Origin of the sequence: Sorangium sp. So ce1014 (assembly GCF_051521505.1) — a bacterium.
In the GTDB taxonomy this organism is placed as follows: Bacteria; Myxococcota_A; Polyangia; order Polyangiales; family Polyangiaceae; genus Sorangium.
Genome location: NZ_CP150356.1, coordinates 596742 through 616077, shown reverse-complemented (window position 1 = coordinate 616077; position 19336 = coordinate 596742). Strand labels below are relative to the sequence as shown.

Below are 19336 nucleotides of genomic sequence, written 5' to 3'. Positions count from 1 at the left end.
ACGGCGCACGTTCCGCGTATTTGCCTACATTTGCGCCCTGGAGCACGCCTGACGAGGATCAGGCGCAGCCTTCTCGTGCGTCCCGTCTCGGCCTGAGCTAGATTCGGCCGTGCCGCCGGAGGTGGATGTGATTGAAGGCGCTCTGAAGGGGACCGCGAACGTGGACCCCCGCCCTACGCCGGAGGGAACCGCAAGCGCGGAGTACCGGCTCACGGGGACATTGATTCATCCGATCTGCATCTCGGTCGACGCGATCGCCGACAGCGCGCTGCGCGCGCATCAAGCAGCCTCGGGCGCCACGGAGCTCCGCTGCGACGTGTGCGACGCGGCCATCGAGGGAGAGCCCGCCGGGCGCGGCCTCTACGTGTGGTCGCGCGGCGATGAGCTCCGGATCGAGGAGCCGGCCCTGTGCGGCGGCTGCGCCGTCGCCATCGGGATGACCGCGCTGTCCGCCTGGAACGTCGAGGAAGAAGAGGGCTGAGCCCGCCTCCGCGGCGTCAGGTGCGGGCCGCGCCGCCGCCCGCCGGGCGGAGCCCTGGACATCAGAACGCCTCGCCGATCGCCAGGTTCACGGCGACGGGCAGCACATCGAACAGCTTGCCCGGGCGCCTCTCGTCGTCGGGCCAGCCATCTGCCTGGGTTTCATGGCAGACGCCGAGCACCTGCATGCAGGGGACGCGGTAGCCGACGTCGAACCGCAGCGGGCCGACGGGCGTGGTGTAGCGCAGCCCGATGCCCGCCGAGAGGTGCAGGCGCTGCGCGTCCGGGCGGAACAGCCGGTGCTCCCGGGTGACGTCGCTCGCGTCGGCGAAGATCACGGTGCCGAAGCTCTCGCCGAGCGGTATCCGGAGCTCGAGGCTCGCCTCCCAGAGCAGCCTGCCGCCGATGGGGACCAGGGGGGCGTCCTCGGCGTTCGCATTCTCATCGGCTGTCAGGCTCGGCACGCGGGCGTGCGGGCCGACCTCGTTGTACCCGTATCCGCGGTTGCTCGTCGCGCCGCCGCTGAAGAACCCGCGGAACTGCATCAGCTGCAGGTCGGCCCCCACATCTCTCTGGCACGTGTTCCTGTCCTCGCCCCCGAGGGCGTCGCACGCGGCTGGATCCAGGGAGGCGTCGCCGTAGTCCCCCGTGAACAGCCACCCGGTCATCAGGCGGAAGCCGAGGGTCCATCGCCTCGAGACGGGGAGGTAGGCGCGAAACTCGGGCTGGAAGCGGATGTCGCGCGCGGCGTGAAACCGCTTGTTGCTCTCGTCCTGCTCGCCCACCACGGCCCTCGCCAGCGCGGTGTCGAACCCGAGATAGCCGGCCAGCTGCGTGTCCAGCGCGACGTAGTAGCCGTGATGGGGGGTGAGCCGGTCGGGCTTCCCCGCCCGGTTCAGACGGCGGTCATAGGACACGAGCGCCTGGAGGTAAGGAATGAAGAGGGTCCCGAAACCCGGGGGCAACGGCGCCGGGTTGTAGGTGAACGGGCTGTTCAGCTGAATGTTGTAGAGGAGGGCCGCGTTCAGGTCCGATTTCAGAAAGGGCCGCTCGAGGCCGATGGAGCCGACGTACTCGCGGTAGCCGACGATCGCGTGGTCCAAGGGCTCCTGAGGAGGGTTTGAGGCGCTTCCTGGCTCCCCCTCGTCCGTGTCGGCTTTCTCATCAGGCTTGGTGCAGAACTCCCCGGTCTGCGGGCAATAGAGCTTGAACGAGCCGCGCAGCACCGCGGCCGTGCGCCGCTCGAACGCCCCCGGCTGGCGGAGCTCGGACCGCAGGTGGATCTCGGGCAGGAGGCGGAACGTGTCCCCGAGCTCCTTGCCGAACAGGTTCGCGAACTCCATCGGATAGAAGACCAGCCCCGGCCGGGCCTCGATGTTGAAGCGGCGCAAGCCGCCGAGGAAGTTGCGATCCTCCCACCCGGCGACGAGGTGCGCCTCGACGCGCGAGCCGACCTCGGCGCCGCCGCCGAGCTTCACGGCGCGCAGCGCGGCCGGCTCCACGGAGAACGTCACGGGGACGACCGGGTTCCTCGGCTGCCCGGGGGGCGCGAGCTCGGGCTTCACCGCAACGGCGCCGAACACGCCGAAATCGGCCAGCGCCTGCTCCGCGTCCGCCAGCGCCGCGGTAGAGAAACGCTCGCCCTCCTCGATGCCGATCGCCGTCCTGACGGGCGCCTCCGGCAGCTCGCCGAGCCCCTCCAGCTTGACCTCGCCGAACGTGCTCTCGGGGCCGAGCTCGATCGTGTAGCGGACCCGCGCCTCGTTCTTCACGAGGTCGACGTCGACGTGCCCCTCGACGGTCGCGTAGGCAAAGCCGCGATCCGTGAGGACCCGGAGCAGCGTCTTCTTCAGCTCCTCGTACTCTTCCTCGTCCAGGCGCTCGCCGACCCGCAGCCGGCCCTTCGCCTCGGTCACCGGCCGGGCGATGTCCTTGCCCTTCTCCAGGGTCCAGTCCCGCCACTGGAGATCCACCGACGCGATCGTCACCGGCTGTCCCTCGGAGACGACGATGCGCACCCGCACGCGCCCCTCCTTGCCGGGGCCGCCGGTGCGCTGCACCCGCGCCGCGCGCGCCCGCGCGTTGTAGAACCCGCGCGCCCGGTAGTACCGCTCGATGCGGGCCATGTCCCGCTCGAGGACGAACCGATCGAACCGCTCGTACTCGACCGTGAGCGCGTCCCAGATGCTCAGGATCGGCACGGGCTCGAGCGCGCCGCCGAGCAGATGCGAGCTCTCGGCCGTCGCGATCCGCTCGGCGAGCTCGTCGCCGCTGATCACCTCGTCACCGTCGAAGGAGACCTCCTCGATGGCGCACCCGCCGAGATCGGGACGCGTGCACGCCGGCGGCTGACGCGAAGCGGCACAGGCGGAAACCCCGAGCGCCGCGCACGTCGTGAGCGCTGCGGCGACGAACCGAGCCAGCGGGACCGGAACACCTGAAAGAGAACTTTCGGTTGGGCCGGCGGCGATGCGATGGCCTCGGTGGGCGCGATGGCGAGGATTCAACGTTACGCCTGTGTTTTCGATATGCTGCCGTCCGCTTCGGCCGCCGGAGGCCCGCTCCGAGTCTGGGTGGGCCTCCGGAGAGCGGCGCGAGCGAGGGAGAGCCTACGAGATGGCAGAGCCGACGCAAAAGGAACCTGGTGCCGCGGGGTACCCGGGATATGGATTGCCGCACGAGCCTGGGGCTGGGGTGCCCGCGAGCGCAGGCGCGCCCTTCGGAGGTCCGCCCCCCGAGGAGCGGCGCGGCGCCCTGAAGGCGCTGGTGGCGCTCGGCGGCCTGGCCTACGCCGGCGCGATCGCCGTGCCGGCGGCGAGCTTCATCGCCGGTCCCGCCGCGGACAACGCCGGCTCGGCGGGCGGGCGCGAGCGCTGGGTCCGGGTCGGGCGCCTCGCGGATCTCCCGCCGGACGAGCCGCGGCGCCTCAAGGTGATCGGCGAGGAGCGCGACGCCTTCACGGTCGCGAAGGACCAGATGCTCGGCGCGATCTGGGTCATCCGGGAGGGCGAGAAGATCCGCGCGATGAGCGCCACGTGCCCCCATCTCGGCTGCGGGATCGAGCTCAACGGCGACAAGAAGACCTTCAACTGCCCGTGCCACTCGTCGCGCTTCGCCCTGTCGGGGGCGCCGGAGACGGGACCGTCCCCGCGCCCGATGGATCCGCTCGCGACGCGCGTCGTGGACGGCTGGGTCGAGGTGGACTACCGGCGCTACCGTGACGGGACCGCCGCGCTCGAGGAGATCGCAGGATGAGTCTCGGCGACTGGCTGAACGAGCGCATCGGGTACCGCGAGCCGCTCCGTCGCCTGCTGGACGCGCCCATCCCCGGCGGCGCGCGCATCGGCTACGTCTGGGGAGGCGCGCTCGCGCTGCTGCTGCTCGTCGAGGCCGTCACGGGCGCGCTGCTCATGTCGGCCTACGCGCCGAGCGCGACCACGGCGTGGGCGAGCGTCGCGCACATCAACTTCACCCTGCGCGCCGGGTGGCTCATCCGGGGCCTCCACTACTTCGGAGCGCAGGCGCTCGTCATCCTGATCGCGGTCCACGTGGCGCAGATCGCGATCCACGGGGCGTACCGCGCCCCGCGCGAGGTCGGCTGGTTCCTGAAGCTCGGCCTGCTCGGGGTGATCCTCGGCTTCGCCTTCACGGGCAACCCGCTCCCGTGGGACCAGGACGGCTACTGGGGAACGCGCGTCGAGACGGGCATCATGGGCGCGGTCCCCGTCGTCGGGCCGCTCACGCAGGAGCTCGTCGTCGGCGGCAGCTCGCTCGGCCACATGACGCTGACGCGGCTCTACACCCTGCACGTCTTCGTGCTGCCGGCGGTCACGGCCTTGCTGCTCGCCGCGAGCTTCGCGCTGTTCCGCAAGCACGGCTTCGGTACGCCCCACGGCGCCAACCTCACGAGGGCGGACCGGTTCTACCCGAAGCAGCTCGGCATGATCCTCCTGGCCGGCGCGGTCGTGCTCGTCGTCCTCTTCGATCTCGCGGCCATCGAGCACGGCGCCCCCCTCGAGGCGCCCGCGGACCCGGTCAGCGACTACAACGCCCGCCCGGCGTGGTACTTCCGCCCGCTCTTCGAGCTGCGCAAGTTCTTCCCCGGCTCGCTGGAGCTCATCGCGACGGTCGGCCTGCCGGGGGTGATCGGGCTGTACCTCGCCCTGCTCCCGTTCATCGACAGGAAGCCCGGCCCGCTCCGCGCGCGGCTGCCGGCGCTCGCGCCGCTGTTCCTGATCGGCCTCGGGGCCGTGGCCTTCCTGGCGAAGTCGTACGCGTCCGACGCGAAGGACGAGGGCTTCCAGCGCTCGCAGGTGCAGAACGCCCAGCGGACCGCGCGCGCGATGGCGCTGTTCAAGCAGGGCGTCCCGCCCGAAGGCGCGCTCGCGATGCTCCGGAACGATCCCGAGATCCGCGGCGAGGACCTCTACAAGAAGGAGTGCGCGAGCTGCCACCGGCTGAACGATCTCGGCCCGCCCAAGGACAAGCAGACGGCGCCGGACCTCACCGGGTTCGGGACGAAGGCCTGGGCGCTCGAGGTGCTGAGGGATCCCGACGCCGACCACCTCTTCGGCAAGACGGCGTTCAAGGAGATGATGCCGTCGATGGTCAAGCCGCCCGCGGATCCCGAGGCGGCGAAGATGTTCACGCCGATGAGCGCGGCCGACCAGGAGACGATCGCGGCGTTCCTGGAGGCGCAGGCGCGCGGGGAGCGGAGCGCCGGGACGCAGGGAGAGACGCTGGTCCGGCAGCGGTGCACCAGCTGCCACCGGCTCGACGGCAAGACCGACGACGAGGAGTCGGCCGCGCCCGAGCTCCGCGGCTGGGCCTCGGTCGCGTGGATCGAGGCGCAGATCACGAACCCCGGCAGCGGCAAGGCCTACCCGCCGGCGGCGATGTCGAAGGATCTGGAGGGCCACATGCCGGCGTTCGAGGAGAAGATCTCCGCGAACGACCGGAAGGTCCTCGCCGCCTGGGTTCACCGCCGCGGCCGCGGCGAGCCCGCGGCCGCCGCCAGCGCGCCCGAGAAGAAGCCCTGAGCGATCCGCTCGCGGGCTGACGCCGTCCCAGACCTCCCTCCCTGCACGCTCTCTCGATGAACGCCGGCGCGGCGCTCGCCGGAGCGCGCGGATCCGTTCGGGTCAAGGCGCGCGCTGGCCGGTGATCGCGCGCGCTGCCGTGTCGCGGCACGCCGGCACGCGCGGTGCTCTGCGCTCCGAGAGGGGGAGCCGGTGGCGGCATCTTGCACGGTCGCCTCCACACCTGCGTGCGCGCGGCGCTCGCCCCGGCGGCGGCGCGCGCGAGCCCAGAAAGAGCAGGATCCGTGGACCTGGATGCGGCTGTGAAGCATCACTTCCCGTGGATCGCGGGCACGCTGCTCGCGTCCGCAGCCTATTTTCAGGCAGCGGGGGTCTCGCACCTGCTCGGGAGGACGATCATCCCGGACAGAGCCTCCAGGATGGCTTCCCGGCCGCAGGTCGAAGGCCGCGCGCAGCGCGACGATCTCCACGCGACGAACGCCGACCCGATCCTGCAGCGCAACCCGTTCGACTCGACGACGGGGCCGCTCCTCCCGCCGCCGGGCGGCGATCCCGAGGAGCGCACGCCCGAGGCGGGCGGCGATCCGTGGAGCGATCCGCTCTGCGATGCCGGACGCGTGGTGCTCATCGCGGCCTCGCAGGACGACGCGTGGTCGTTCGCGGCGATCGAGGGCCCCGACGGGCGGACGCAGCTCCGGCGACTCGGCGGCGACGCGCCGGGCGGCACGCTCGCGCGCATCACCTGGGACCGCGTCTGGATCGCCGCGGGCGGCGCGCGCTGCCAGCTGCAGCTCGGGAAGACCGCGCGCGAGGAGGCGCCGGAACCGCAGCCGCCTCTGCGGCCTCAGGCGAGGCCGGTCGGGAGCGAGGACGGCATGAGGTCGATCCCGCCGGAGATCGCCGCCCGCATCCGGCGGGTGAGCGCCACGGAGATCCACGTCGACCGGGCGGCGGTCGACCAGATCCTCGAGCAGCAGGCGCTCCTCATGCGCTCCGCCCGGGTGATCCCGGAGAGGCAAGGGGGCCGGGTCGTCGGGCTGAAGCTCAGGATCAAGCGGGGCTCGCTGCTCGAGTCGCTCGGGCTGGAGAGCGGAGACTCGCTGAGGTCGATCAACGGCTTCGACATCACCGATCCGCAGAAGGCGCTGGAGGCCTACGCGCGGCTCCGGACCGCGGACCACCTGTCCGTCGCGATCGAGCGCGGCGGCCAGCTGATGACCGTCGACTTCAACATCCGCTGAGGACCTCGGCCCGGCGCCCGCGGGGCTCAGCCGAAGGCGTCGACGGCCGCCTTGGCCGCCCGGCCCGCCAGCGACGGCGGCGCGACAGACTCCCACCACGCCCCCGCGTGCCGCTCGGTCCACTCGGCGTCCATGCGGAGCGCGGCGAGCCGCTCGGACAGCTCGCGCGCCGACTGCGGCCGCCTCGCCGGATCCTTCTCGAGGCAGTCGAGCACGAGCCGATCGAGCGCCGGCGGGATCGGGCGCGCCGCGCGCTTCGACGGCGCGACGGGCACCTCCGTCGCGTGGAGCAGCACCGTCTTCATCGCGGTCTCGGCCTCGAACACGAGGGCGCCCGTGAGCAGCCAGTAGGCGACGCACCCGAGCGCGTAGATGTCGGTCCGGCCGTCGACCGGGCGATCGCCGAGCACCACCTCCGGGGCCATGAAGGCAGGCGTCCCGGTGATCGCGTTGTCCGCGGTCAGCGTCGAGGGGGCCGCGTCTTTCCTGCGCTCGGCCACGAGCCCGAAGTCGAGCACCTTCAAGAAATCGAGATCCGCGCCGTAGCGGCACAGGAAGAGGTTGGCCGGCTTGATGTCGCGGTGCACAAGGAAGGCCTTGTGCGCCTCGTGGAGCGAATGGCAGGCCTGCCGGAGCAGGTGGACCACCCGCGCGGGCGGCTGCGGGCCGTCCAGCTTGACGAGGGTGTCGAGGTCCATGCCGTCGAGCAGCTCCATCACGTAGTAGAACGACCCGTCGTGGGCGACGCCGAAGTCGAAGATGCCGATCGTGTGCGGCGACCGGAGCGCCGCGGTCGCCTGCGCCTCGCGCTCGAACCGCGCCTTCGCGTTGCCGCTGCTCGCCGCCTCGCCCAGGAACACCTCCGGGCGGATCAGCTTCACGGCCGCGGGGCGCGCGAGCATCCGGTGCTTTGCCCGCCACACCTCGCCCATGCCGCCGCCGCCGAGCCGCTCGACGAGGCGGTAACTGCCGAGCTCCCGCGCCGCGTCGAGCTTGCGCCCCAGCCCGAAGACCACGCGCGACACGAACACGGACAGCGCCAGCGCGATGACGCTCGGGAAGAAGCGGCGGAACATCGCCTCGCGCGAGGGCACCTCCATGAAGTCCGACCGGACGAGCACCCAGAGGCACGCCGGCTCGGTGAGGATCGCCATCGTCGAGGTGAGCAGCGTGCGCACGCTCGGGGCCGGGACGATGATGGGGAACATCAGCACCCAGATGGCCACCGGCGACCAGCCCGGCAGCATCGGCCCCTCCGGCCACGGCTGCGCGTTGGTGACGACCGCGATCGAGGCGGCGCCCAGGATCTTGTAGGCGAACGAGAGATCGACGATCCCCGACGGCGAGAGCAGCCGACGCCGCGCGACGACGAAGAGCGCCGCCGAGACGAGCATGAACGGCAGGTAGACCGCGAAGCGGATCAGGTGAGGGCCGAGCTCCAGGCCCGGGATGAGCTCGGACACGATGAAGCCGAAGGCGCCCACGAGGAGCGTGCAGAGCGACATCCACGCGACGCGCCGCACCGCCTCCTGCTCGAGGTCCGGGGGGAGCCGCGGCGCCAGCCAGTCCCAGCGCGACCTCGCGCAGGTCCTGCTGGCATCGGGGCCGAGAAATACGGTCTCGCTCATGGCGTCGCGCGCGGCGCAAAGCCGCGTCCGCCTGCATTTAGGGGAGCACGCAGGCGGCGGGAATAGAAGAGCAGAGCGGCGCCCTCGCCGCGCGCTCCGCCGGCTCGCTCTCCCTGCCCGCGCGCGGCGCCGTTACTTCACTTGGAGAAGACCTGCGCGGCCGCGAGCCCGGCGCCCTTCGTCGCCTTGAGGATCACCTTGCCCGGTCCGCCGACCGGCAGCGGGTTCTTCCAGCAGCCCGAGGCCTTGCCGCCGAGCGTCGCCGCGGCGCCGGTGGTGCTGTCTTGCGCGAGGACGACGGGCGGGAGCGCGGGCGCCGGCTGCGACACGAGCTGGATGTCGAGCTCCTGGACGCCGATGCCGATGCCGACGACCGTGTAGCACTTGCCGGCCGAGATGTTGATGTCCTGCTCGAGCGTCTGGCCCTCCTGGAACTGCCCCGCGAACGGCCCGCCGTCCGCCTTCATGCCCGGGGCCTCCGTCGTGCCCATCCCCTGCAGGATCGGCGTCGCGGCCACCGCGGCGACCGGCGGGATCGGCGTGGCGGTGGGGCCCGCGGGCGCGACCGTGGTGGTCGTGGGCACCGCCGTCGCGGTCGTGGTCGGCACCGCCGAGGCGCACCACTGACCCGGCGGGCACGGGTTGCTCGGGTCGATCGTCGGCTCAGGGGTCGACGAGCACGCGAGCGCTCCGAGCGCTGCGAGGGAGAGCGGGAGTACCTGGAAGACACGCATCATGAGAATGCTCCTTCGATGGGCATGAGCTCGCCCGATCACAGGACGAGGTGCCGGCGCTTCTTACACCGGCTGCGGTTCGACGTGTGGGTCGAGCTCGCGAAGCAGCGACCTCGACAGCGAACGCGCCGCGCAGCGCTGCGCGGCGCGTTCGCTGTCACCGCGCCGCTTTGCGCCCCGCGCGTGGCGTGCTATCCGAGGTCGGGCCTGCGCGGTCTTGCAATTCCAAGTAGTTAAACTATACACGTGTTCTGCGTCACCTGCGTGGGACGGCAGTGCGCGCCCAGTGGTGGACCTCCGCAGCGTGCCTTGCCTTCCTGGCCTCCTCTGGCCCGGGCGGCGTGCACACGCCGCATCAGGCCCGTACCGCTGTGTCCTGAGCGCCCGGCGTCGTCGCGCGGATTAACGCGCATCCGTCGGAGCAGCCATGAGCCAGGATCAAAAGCCCCCGCCCGCCGAAGGCAGCGCCTTGTGGTACAAGGACGCGATCATCTACGAGGTCCATGTCCGCGCGTTCAGCGATTCGAACGCCGACGGCATCGGCGACTTCGAGGGGCTCGTCGACAAGCTCGACTACCTTCAAGACCTCGGCGTCACCGCGATCTGGCTCCTGCCTTTTTATCCATCGCCGCTTCGCGACGGCGGATACGACATCGCGGACTACGCCAGCATCAACCCGTCTTATGGGACCCGGCGCGATTTCGCCCGCCTCCTGCGCGAGGCGCACCGCCGCGACATCCGCGTCATCACCGAGCTCGTCCTGAACCACACATCGAACGAGCATGAGTGGTTCCAGCGGGCGCGGACCTCGCCCAAGGGCTCACGCTGGCGCGACTTCTACGTGTGGAGCGACACGCCCCACCGTTACAAGGACGCCCGGATCATCTTCAAGGATTTCGAGACGTCGAACTGGGCCTGGGATCCGGTGGCCAACGCCTATTACTGGCACCGCTTCTATTCCCACCAGCCCGACCTCAACTTCGAGAACCCGGACGTGCACGCCGCCGTGTTCAAGGTGATCGACTTCTGGCTGGAGATGGGGGTCGACGGGCTGCGGCTCGACGCCGTGCCGTACCTCTACGAACGCGAGGGGACGAACTGCGAGAACCTGCCGGAGACGCACGAGTTCCTGCGGAAGGTCCGGCGCCACATCGACGCGAATTTCGCCGATCGCATGCTCCTCGCCGAGGCCAACCAGTGGCCCGCCGACGCCGCGGCGTACTTCGGCGACGGCGACGAGTGCCACATGAACTTCCACTTCCCGCTGATGCCCAGGATGTTCATGGCGGTGGAGCTCGAGGACAGCTTCCCGATCGTCAACATCCTGAAGCAGACGCCCGTGGTCCACGAGACCTGCCAGTGGGCGACGTTCCTCCGGAACCACGACGAGCTGACGCTCGAGATGGTGACCGACGAGGACCGGGACTACATGTACCGCGTCTACGCGCAGGAGCACACGGCGCGGATCAACCTGGGCATCCGGAGGCGGCTCGCCCCGCTCATGAAGACGCGGCGCAGGATCGAGCTGATGAACGGGCTGCTCTTCTCGCTGCCGGGGACGCCCGTCCTCTATTACGGCGACGAGATCGGGATGGGCGACAACATCTATCTCGGCGACCGCGACGGCGTGCGCACGCCGATGCAGTGGAGCGCGGATCGGAACGCCGGCTTCTCCCGGGCGAACCCGCAGAAGCTGTACCTGCCGATCATCATCGACCCCGAGTACCACTACGAGGCGATCAACGTCGAGGCGCAGCAGCAGAACCCCGCCTCGCTCCTCTGGTGGATGAAGCGGCTCATGACCCTGCGCAAGCAGCACAAGGTGCTTGGCCGCGGCACGATCGAGTTCCTGCACCCGGACAACAGCAAGGTGCTCGCGTTCATCCGCGCGCACGGGGACGAGCGGCTGCTCATCGTGGCGAACCTGTCGCGGTACGCGCAGTACGTCGAGCTCGATCTCGCGCGCTTCGAGGGCATGGTGCCTGTCGAGCTGTTCGGCAGGAGCCGCTTCCCGGAGGTCACGAGCCGCGGCTACTCCCTTTCGCTCGGGCCGCATGACTTCTTCTGGTTCGCGCTGGAGCCCGCGACGCCGGCGGCCTCCGCGGGCGAGAGCCAGGCGGCGCCCGCGATCTCGACGAAGGGCTCGTGGCGGGCGCTGCTCTCCCCCGACGGGCGCAGGGCGCTCGAGCCGGCGCTCGGGAAGTTCATCGCGGCACGTCGCTGGTTCCGCGGCAAGGCGCGCACCCGGCGCGCCACGACGCTCGCGGACGTCGTCCCGATCGTGCGCAACGAGCAGGCGGTGGCGGAGCACTACCTCCTGCTGGTGCGCATCGAGTACACGGACGGCTCGCCGGAGACGTACGTCGTGCCGGTCGGCTTCGCCACGGGCGAGCACGCGCGGGCGCTCGCGACGCGCACGCGCCACGCGGTGATCGCGGACGTCACGGTGCGCGATCCGGACCCGGAGAGCGCGGCGTCGCCCGAGGGCGTCCTATACGACGCGCTGACCACCCCGGAGTTCGCCGCGCTGATCCTCGCCGCGATCCGGGCGCGGGGCGTCGCGACGGGCGCCGCCGGCGAGCTCCATGCCCTGCCGCTCGGGACGACGCTCGAGGCGCTCGGCGCGGAGGGAGAGCTCACGGCGCGCATCGCCGAGAGCGAGCAGAGCAACACGACCATCATTTACGGCGACAAGCTGCTCCTCAAGATCTTCCGGCAGGTCGAGGAGGGCATCAACCCGGAGATCGAGATCGGCAGGTTCCTGACGGACCAGCAGTTCCCCGCGACGGCGCGGCTCGCCGGGGCGATCGAGTACCAGGGCCGCGGTCGCGAGACGACCACGGTGGCGATGCTGCAGGAGTTCGTGCAGAGCCAGAGCGACGCCTGGAAGACCACGCTCGAGTCGCTGAACCGCTTCTTCGAGCGGGTGCTCGCCGACGAGGAGTCGGTGAAGGGGAGCGCGCCGCCCATGCCGGCCGGCACGCTCGTCGACGCGTCGCGCGCGACGCCTCCCCCCGTGGTGAACCAGCTGATGGGCACCGATCTCGTGCGGATGCGGCTGCTCGGCGAGCGCACCGCGCAGCTTCACCTCACGCTCGGGAAGGAGAGCAAGGATCCTGCGTTCGGGCAGCAGCCGTTCACGACGCTGCACCAGCAGTCGCTGTTCCAGTCGGCGCACGGCATGCTCTCGCGCACCTTCACCGTGATCCGGAAGCGCGAGCGCGCGCTCCCCGAGAACGTGCGCGAGCACGCGGCGGCGCTGCTCGCGCGCGAGGCCGAGATCAACGCGAAGCTCCAGCAGATCCTGTCGCGGAAGTTCAACGTCACCCGCATTCGCTCGCACGGAGATTTCCACCTCGGCCAGGTGCTCTCGACGGGCGACGACTTCATCCTGATCGATTTCGAGGGCGAGCCGGCGAGGCCGCTCAGCGAGCGCCGCTACAAGCGGTGCCCGCTCCGGGACGTGTCGGGGATGCTGCGCTCGTTCGACTACGCCGGCGCCTCGGCGCTCCGGGACAGCCGCATCCGGCCGGAGGACGTCGCCGTGCTCAAGCCGTGGACCGACGCCTGGGTGGCCTGGGTCTCCGCGAGCTACCTCGCGGGCTACCTGGAGACGATCGCGCGCGCCCAGGCCACGGCAGAGGCTCGGACCGACGACTGGGCGCCGTTCGTGCCCGCGAGCGACGCCGACACGGTGCTCCTGCTCGACTTCTACATGCTCGAAAAGTGCATCTACGAGGTCGGCTACGAGCTCAACAATCGGCCCGACTGGCTGGACATCCCGCTGCGCGGGCTGGAGCAGCTGATTACGCCCAAGGCGTAATCCACGACCTGCCCCCTCCTCTTTCTCTCCGTTCAGCCGGTCAGAACGCATCGGGCGCGCCCTGCCGAGCGCGCGCCCGACGTACAGCGCTCGCGGAGACCTGACGGAGGCGCGCGGTGCGGCTCGGTGCCCCGAGCCCGCCCGCGTCGCGCGGATGTATCCGGCGGCGCTCGCATCGGGGCTCGACAGGGGAAGGTGCTTTGGTGTGGAGCGATTGGCCCGCTCGACAGGCGAAGAGTCGAGTCGTGCGGCGGCTGTCTCTGCTAGGCTGCCAGCCTGCGCGGCCGACGGACAGCCCCAGGAGCGCGGTTGACCTGAACCTCGGGCCAGGAGGTCCTACCCAGTGAGCACGATGTCGCAACTCGGCTTGGGACTGCGCATTGCCGCCGCTCTTCTGATTTTCTCATCCAATGTACACGCCGAGCCCGCAAATAATGACGCGGTGACCCGCTTGCGTGCGCAGGCGAACGCCGCGCAGGCGGAGGGTCGTTTCGCCGAGTCGCGGGAGCTCTGGGAGGCGATCTGGAAACTGGAGCGCTCGCAGGTCGCCGCCTGCAATATCGGGGCGCTCGCCTACCGGATCGGTGACGCGCCCGCTGCCGTGCGCTGGCTGTCGCTCTGCAAGGAGATCATGCGGCCGCCGAGCACGCCGGAGGAGCGCGACCTCTACGAGTCGCGGATCTTCGACCTGGCGCGCGCGCGCCAGCTCGTCGGCGAGCTCCGCATCGTCCTCCCTGCCGGGGCGACCTGCACCATCGACGGCGAGCAGGTCTCGGTCGAGCGCGACAAGACGATCCCCGTCAACCCGGGGCGCCACGCCGTGGTGGCAACGCTGAGCGGCGCCGCCGTCCGGGTCGACGTCGATGTCCGCCGCGGGGAGATCCGCGACGTACGGCTCGATGTGACGGCTCCGGCGCTCAGGCCCACGCCGACGAGGGGTCCTGCGCTCGCGAGCTCGCCGCCGGCTTCCGGGCTGCGGACCGGCCTCATCCTCGGGGGCGTCGCGGCCTCGACGCTCTTCCTGGCGCTCGGCGGCGGGCTGATGGTCGTGGCGCACGACGCGGAGATGAGCCGGAACGAGACCGCGCGCAGCGTCGGCGGCAACAACTGCCTTCGCCTCATCGCGCCGGAGTGCAAGCGGGCCGCCCGGTACGAGAACACCATGTTCACGGCGCGCGAGCTCGGCGCCGCCAGCTTCATCGCGGGCGGCGTGCTGGCCGCCGGCACGCTCGGGTTTGCGCTCTTCACCCACCCGCGCGCCGAGATCACCGCGTCGGCCAGCGGCATGACGCTCAGCGGGGTGTGGTGATCCCGGTCCTCCGCTGAGGGCGCCGGCGCGCTGGACGAAGCGGGATGCGCCGTTATCCTCGAGCGCTGGATGATCCGGCTGGAGCTCGCAGGTGCGCATACGCGGTTGCACTCGACCTTGTGCGGCGCCTGCCCGCAGGGGCCGACGGGCTGCTGCGCCAGCCCGCCGGGGGTCGAGTGGTCGGACATCGGGAGGATCGTGTCGCTCGGCGGCGCAGGCTGGCTGCTCGATCAGATGACCGCAGGCACCCTGCGCCCCGGCCGGCGCGGCCTGCTCATCCTGCGCGTCGAGCCCCGGGGCAGCGACGGCCACCCGCTGCCGAAGAGGTGCGCTTTCCACGGTCCCGAGGGTTGCACCATCCCGCCGCAGCGGCGCGCGGCGACGTGCAATTACTATGTCTGCGACGACGCCTTCGCGCACGGGGGCGAGCTTCGCGGGGCCCCTGAAGCGCTGGCCGGCCGCAGGGCCCATGACGCTCTCGTGGACCTCTACGGGAGCTGGGATCTCGAGCTCGCCGATCGCATCCGTGCAGGCTGGCCAGAGGGCCCTCCCTGGAACCAGGGTTTTCTCGCCTGGCTCGGTCGAGAGGTGGATCGTCTCGCTGCCAGGGCAGTCTCGTCCACGCGGGCGCTCAGGGCTGGATAGCCCACCGCGCTGCGGAGCGCCGAAGCAAGGCGACCTGGCCACATCTTTCTATGATCGACGCAATTTCGTCATCGGACGAGCGATGCATGCGCGATTTTTATGACGGAGCTGCTTGGACGCTCGCCATGTTAGGACATACTCGTGCCCTCGATGGCTTGGTCGCGTCCGGGGGGGCAACTGCCTGTCCGCTCGGGTCGCGCCCAGAAAAGGAGACTTATGTCACGGTGGTTGAAGCTCTCGTTGCTCGCCCTTGGCGCTGGCGCCCTCTTGACCGCGTGCGGGGATGACGGCGAGTCGTCCGCTGGCACCAGCAGCACGTCGTCCACGACCGGCTCGGGTGGCGGCGACGCCTCGACGAGCACTTCCGCGTCGGGGAACGGCGGCGGCGACGGCGGGAACGGCGGCGGCGACGGCGGGAACGGCGGCGGCGCGTCCCTGCGGGCCGAGGCGGAGATCCAGGGGTTGAACGCGAGCGACCTGACCGGGACCGCGGCCTTCACGCAGATCGGAGAGGAGGTGACGCTCACCATCACGCTGTCGGGCTGCCCTGCTGGCGAGCACTCCGCTCACATCCACGAGAACAAGAGTTGCGGCAGCAACGGTGATGAGGCGGGCGCCCACTGGGTGCCCAACGGCGAAGGATTCGGCAGCTTCACGTGCGATGCGAGCGGCCTCGGCACGCAGACGGTCAAGCGCGGGACCGACGTCTGGACCATCGGCGACGACGCGGACACCGACGTGACGAAGTACGCGATCGTCGTGCACGCCGCGGCAGACCCGGACGCCGGCGGCCGCATCGGCTGCGGCCTCATCGAGCAGGAGTAACCCTCCGCGGAGCTCGCCCGTCCGGTCCCTCCGGGGTGGGTGGCCTAATTTGCCCCGGAGTGATTCCCATGAAGGCAGGAAGATCATTGTTCTTTCTTCCCGCCCTCCCGCCCTCCCGCCCTCCCGCCTTTTCCCGCCTCGGTGGTCACCCGCACAGGAGACGGGCCCAGATCGGCGTTTTCGGCGCGGAAGCGCACTCCAGTGCGCTGAGCACCGAAAACGCCGAGGTGGGCCCGTATCCGAAGCGGGTGACCGCCGCTCTAGCGAGGTTCGGAGTCTCGTTTGGGCATCACCGTGACCTCCTGACGACGGAGGGTGACGGTGCGCTCGATGACGTCCGACGCAGAGAGCTGGAGAAAGATCGATTCGTCGAACCAGCCGGACCTGGACACCACGACGACCTGCATCCCCTGCGGCAGCTCGACGCTGAGCGGCGTCTTGCCGAGCATGCTCCCGTTCCAGCTCACGTTCGCGTCCGCAGGCTCGCTCCGGATCGTGACCTTGGCCTTCGCCACGTTCGGTTCGACCACCTGCTCGGCCCTGGAATCGACAACAGGCCGGTCTGACGAGGCAGTTTCCACCGGCCCCACCGACCTCTCGAGGATCATCGCGCCGGCGCCGGCAGCCAGCAACGCCGCCACGCCGAGCGCGGAGGCGAGATAGCCGCGCTGCCGCCAGGACGAGACCCGCCCCACCGTCGCGCCCAGGCTGTCCGGATCGACGGCCGCAGGCTCGTGCTGGTAGTTCACGGGGCTGCTGTGATCGCTGAGGACCGGCAGCCCCGCCGCGGTCGCGGAGGGCCACATGGAACGGTTCATCCCCATGACCATCGAGGCGCGCGGGAACTCACCGAGCATCGAGGCGCGCTGGATGTCGCCCGTGACGTCCAGCGAGCTCAGGTACTCGAACTGCGTGGTGACCTGCTGGCGCACGAGCGCCCTGCTCTCCGCGAACATCTCGAGCACGTGCGCGCCGAGCTGCTCCGTCCGGATGTCCTCGCCAGAGGCCCGCAGATAGCTCTCCAGCGCGTCGCCCATCTCCTGCGCGGTGGCGAATCGTCGCGCCGGGTCCCGCTGGAGCGCCCGCGCCACGATCTCCTCGAGCTCCGGATCGATGTCCGGCACGACGGTGGAGAGCCGGGGGATGTCCCGCGAGAGCAGCTGGTGCATGACGGCGACATGATCGCCGTCGAACAGCCGCCGCATCGCCAGGAGCTCCCAGAGCACGATGCCGATCGCGAAGAGATCGGCCCGCCGGTCGACATCCGCGCTCGCCATCGCCTGCTCGGGCGCGGCGTACGCCATCTTGCCCTTGAACGTTCCATTCTCGGTGTGCGCCGCGTTCAGGGACGCCTTCGCAACGCCGAAATCGACGATCTTTACCGCGCCGTCGTACGTGACGAAGATGTTGTGCGGCGAGACGTCGCGGTGCACGACGCCGATCAGGTCGCCGTCGAAATCCGTGAGCTCATGCGCGTAGTGCAGCCCGCGCAGCGCCTCGGCGATGACCCTGACCCACGTCGCGCGCGTGAAGCTCGCGGCGCCGGGACAGCCGCTGACCACCGCCCTCACGATGTCCTTGAGCGGCTGCCCCTCGAGGTACTCCATCACGATGAAGTACCCGCCGCTCTCGCCCCCGATCTCGTAGGTCTGAACGACGTTCGGGTGATTGAGCCGGGCCGAGAGCTTGGCCTCGTCCAGGAACATCAGGACGTAGCGCGGGTCCTCCGCCATCCCGACGCGGAGACACTTCACAACAACAAGCTTGTTGAACGACCCAGGCCCGCGGGAAACGGCGAGGAACACATCCGCCATTCCACCGCGGCCTAATTTTGCAATCAGGCGGTATCGACCAAGCAAGCTACTGCTCGCTTGCTTGTTCGTCGAGATGGTTTGGCCGCCTGCATTCACGACATCCCCCGCTATAAGAGCTTAATTACCCCGTTGACCGGAAGTTTGCAAAGACTTTTATGTTTGGAAACACGCCGCGCACCTCCCGGACGCGTGCCGCATCGCTCCATCGTCCGGCCGTCACAGCGTGGCATTTTGCGCAGCGCTCCATCGCAGCCCTGAGGGGAAACGCCGCCGAGGCAACGAATGTCAGGGTCCTAACGAACTGGCCCCCACTGGACCGGTCTGCATGTGATCATGCACACGGAGTTCGCCCCGAGCCCGGGGGGCTCAGCAAGAACTCGACGTCCGCCCTGCGCAGAGCTGCCCCCGCGCTGTCCTGGTCGTTCTTCGAGGAGCGTCTACCAGGGGTCCTGCGCCCAGAACCTGCGCACGACCTCGAGCGTGGCGTCGAGCTGCTCGAAGTGGGGGAGGCCCCGCGTGGGCGCGACGCGAGCGACCTCCACACGCGCGTTCTGCTGCTGGAGATCGTCGAGACGATCGAAGCGCGAATAGGGGTCCTGATCGTGGACGATCAACGTGGGGACGGGCAGACGCGCATAAAGGCGCTGGAAGGCGCCCTCCGTGAACAGGGCGCCGGAGATGAACGCGAGGGGGGCGCGGTGGGCGCCAGGCTCCTTCGAGGTGCGGATGGCGTAGTCGACAAGGCCGGGATCCGGGGCGCCGACGAAGCTCTTCTTCAGGAACCAGCGAAGGCTCGGCGGCGACGCCAGCACGCGATAGAGCGCCTCCGCGACGGGGGGAACGTGCGAGACGGCGCGGAGGACGACGTTCGCGCCGGGCGCCTCGCGGCCGAGCCCCGTCGGGGAGACGAGCACGAGGCTGTGGACGAGGCTCATCTCCTCGCAGGCGACGGCGGCGACGAACTCCGAGGAGAGGGAGAGCGCGATGACGTCGGCGCCGCCCGGCTCGCGCACCACGTCCGTGAGGAAGCGGCGCACGGCGGCGCGGTAGAGCTCGCGATCGTAAGCGCGGTCCGATCGCTCCGAGAGGCCGAATCCCGGGAGATCGAGCGCATAGACAGGCCTCTTCCGGCGCAGCGCATTGAACAGGGGAGCCATCTCCTTGGACGAGGCGGCCGCGTCGACCCCGTGAAGGAGCACGACGGGACGCCCCGCCGCGCGCGTGTCCACATAATAGGCGAGGCGCCCCGCGCTCCACGTGTCCACGTGCCGGACCTCCGCGTCCAGCGCACCGGCCAGGGGCGCGCGCTCCGTCCTGCGAAGCGCGCTCGGCACGAACCGATCGACGACCCCATCAAGGCTCATCGCACGCGCTCCCATCACGTCTCCTCCGGCGAGGGCATCCCCTCATCCGCCGCGCGCTCGAGATCGGCGATGCTCGCGGTCCTCGGAGCCGGACGCGCCTCGACGCCGCCAGCGTCAGCCCGTCCACCCTGCCCAGCGTCGCGGCGCTTGTCGCGCTCTCCCTGATCCGAGACCTCCTGAGCCGCGCGCACCAGCCGCTCCAGGCGCTCCTCCTCCATGTGATGGCGAGCCCCGTCCGGACCGCCGTGCCGATCCTCGAAACGGTGGTGCCCGGCATCTGCAGGGCCATGGGACACCGTGCGATCAGGTCGAAGTGTCATTCTCAGCTCCTTCCGCACGAGGTCAAAGCACGGACCGTGCCCCCGCGGACCGCAGATCCAGGGACGCTCGTGGAGCCGAAACCGGACTGAACAGGCGCAAAGACGCCTCGAATG

At 70.3% G+C, this 19336-nt stretch carries 14 protein-coding genes; 8 read left to right on the top strand and 6 right to left on the bottom strand.

The genetic code is table 11. The features are described 5' to 3' along the window. Nucleotides 1–127: 127 nt before the first annotated feature. The gene (locus WME75_RS02385) at nucleotides 128–481 is read left to right on the top strand and encodes a hypothetical protein (protein WP_437485995.1); all 354 of its coding nucleotides are present in this window, start codon (nucleotides 128–130) and stop codon (nucleotides 479–481) included. A 61-nt stretch (nucleotides 482–542) separates the two neighbouring features. Here WME75_RS02385 and WME75_RS02380 read toward each other — a convergent pair whose 3' ends face one another. Further along, a complete protein-coding gene (locus WME75_RS02380) occupies nucleotides 543–2903 on the bottom strand; it encodes an autotransporter assembly complex protein TamA (protein ID WP_437494730.1) in 2361 nt (786 codons plus the stop codon). Between the two features lie 271 nt (nucleotides 2904–3174). On the opposite strand from WME75_RS02380, the gene WME75_RS02375 reads away from it, so the two are divergent. The 3 genes from WME75_RS02375 to gspC all read left to right on the top strand — a co-directional run bounded on the left by WME75_RS02375 (nucleotide 3175) and on the right by gspC (nucleotide 6760). Next, complete coding sequence (locus WME75_RS02375) at nucleotides 3175–3735, top strand: ubiquinol-cytochrome c reductase iron-sulfur subunit (RefSeq protein ID WP_437485993.1); 561 nt, start codon at nucleotides 3175–3177, stop codon at nucleotides 3733–3735. Continuing rightward, nucleotides 3732–5519, top strand: coding sequence for a cytochrome b N-terminal domain-containing protein (locus tag WME75_RS02370; RefSeq protein ID WP_437485991.1), 1788 nt, complete (start codon nucleotides 3732–3734; stop codon nucleotides 5517–5519). Before WME75_RS02375 ends, WME75_RS02370 begins: the two co-directional genes overlap by 4 nt. A gap of 302 nt (nucleotides 5520–5821) precedes the next feature. Then, a complete protein-coding gene (gene gspC, locus WME75_RS02365) occupies nucleotides 5822–6760 on the top strand; it encodes a type II secretion system protein GspC (RefSeq protein WP_437485989.1) in 939 nt (312 codons plus the stop codon). A 26-nt stretch (nucleotides 6761–6786) separates the two neighbouring features. Here gspC and WME75_RS02360 read toward each other — a convergent pair whose 3' ends face one another. After that, entirely contained in the window at nucleotides 6787–8388 is a 1602-nt protein-coding gene (locus tag WME75_RS02360) for a serine/threonine-protein kinase (RefSeq protein ID WP_437485987.1), read from the bottom strand. 137 nt (nucleotides 8389–8525) lie between these two features. Then, nucleotides 8526–9125: a hypothetical protein gene (locus tag WME75_RS02355; protein ID WP_437485986.1), complete on the bottom strand. Its 600-nt coding sequence runs from the start codon at nucleotides 9123–9125 to the stop codon at nucleotides 8526–8528. A gap of 424 nt (nucleotides 9126–9549) precedes the next feature. On the opposite strand from WME75_RS02355, the gene treS reads away from it, so the two are divergent. The 4 genes from treS to WME75_RS02335 all read left to right on the top strand — a co-directional run bounded on the left by treS (nucleotide 9550) and on the right by WME75_RS02335 (nucleotide 15724). Then, nucleotides 9550–12945 (top strand): maltose alpha-D-glucosyltransferase, encoded by a 3396-nt coding sequence (gene treS / locus WME75_RS02350; protein WP_437485984.1) that lies wholly within the window; start codon nucleotides 9550–9552, stop codon nucleotides 12943–12945. 442 nt (nucleotides 12946–13387) lie between these two features. Continuing rightward, nucleotides 13388–14254, top strand: coding sequence for a hypothetical protein (locus WME75_RS02345; protein WP_437485982.1), 867 nt, complete (start codon nucleotides 13388–13390; stop codon nucleotides 14252–14254). A 105-nt stretch (nucleotides 14255–14359) separates the two neighbouring features. Further along, nucleotides 14360–14899 (top strand): hypothetical protein, encoded by a 540-nt coding sequence (locus tag WME75_RS02340; protein ID WP_437485980.1) that lies wholly within the window; start codon nucleotides 14360–14362, stop codon nucleotides 14897–14899. A 216-nt stretch (nucleotides 14900–15115) separates the two neighbouring features. Then, nucleotides 15116–15724: a superoxide dismutase family protein gene (locus WME75_RS02335; RefSeq protein ID WP_437485978.1), complete on the top strand. Its 609-nt coding sequence runs from the start codon at nucleotides 15116–15118 to the stop codon at nucleotides 15722–15724. Nucleotides 15725–15984: 260 nt separating this feature from the next. Here WME75_RS02335 and WME75_RS02330 read toward each other — a convergent pair whose 3' ends face one another. The 3 genes from WME75_RS02330 to WME75_RS02320 form a co-directional block, all read right to left on the bottom strand. Then, nucleotides 15985–17634, bottom strand: a complete 1650-nt coding sequence (locus WME75_RS02330; protein ID WP_437485976.1) for a protein kinase domain-containing protein — start codon at nucleotides 17632–17634, stop codon at nucleotides 15985–15987. Nucleotides 17635–17975: 341 nt separating this feature from the next. Beyond that, entirely contained in the window at nucleotides 17976–18902 is a 927-nt protein-coding gene (locus WME75_RS02325) for an alpha/beta fold hydrolase (protein ID WP_437485974.1), read from the bottom strand. Between the two features lie 14 nt (nucleotides 18903–18916). Beyond that, a complete protein-coding gene (locus WME75_RS02320) occupies nucleotides 18917–19222 on the bottom strand; it encodes a hypothetical protein (protein WP_437485972.1) in 306 nt (101 codons plus the stop codon). Nucleotides 19223–19336 lie beyond the last annotated feature (114 nt).

Bases quoted from the DNA above. Each gene is read 5' to 3' on its own strand.
- WME75_RS02355 (WP_437485986.1), bottom strand. From the start codon at position 9,125: ATGATGCGTGTCTTCCAGGTACTCCCGCTCTCCCTCGCAGCGCTCGGA.
- WME75_RS02360 (WP_437485987.1), bottom strand. From the start codon at position 8,388: ATGAGCGAGACCGTATTTCTCGGCCCCGATGCCAGCAGGACCTGCGCG.
- WME75_RS02325 (WP_437485974.1), bottom strand. From the start codon at position 18,902: ATGAGCCTTGATGGGGTCGTCGATCGGTTCGTGCCGAGCGCGCTTCGC.
- WME75_RS02370 (WP_437485991.1), top strand. From the start codon at position 3,732: ATGAGTCTCGGCGACTGGCTGAACGAGCGCATCGGGTACCGCGAGCCG.
- WME75_RS02335 (WP_437485978.1), top strand. From the start codon at position 15,116: ATGTCACGGTGGTTGAAGCTCTCGTTGCTCGCCCTTGGCGCTGGCGCC.
- treS (WP_437485984.1), top strand. From the start codon at position 9,550: ATGAGCCAGGATCAAAAGCCCCCGCCCGCCGAAGGCAGCGCCTTGTGG.
- WME75_RS02320 (WP_437485972.1), bottom strand. From the start codon at position 19,222: ATGACACTTCGACCTGATCGCACGGTGTCCCATGGCCCTGCAGATGCC.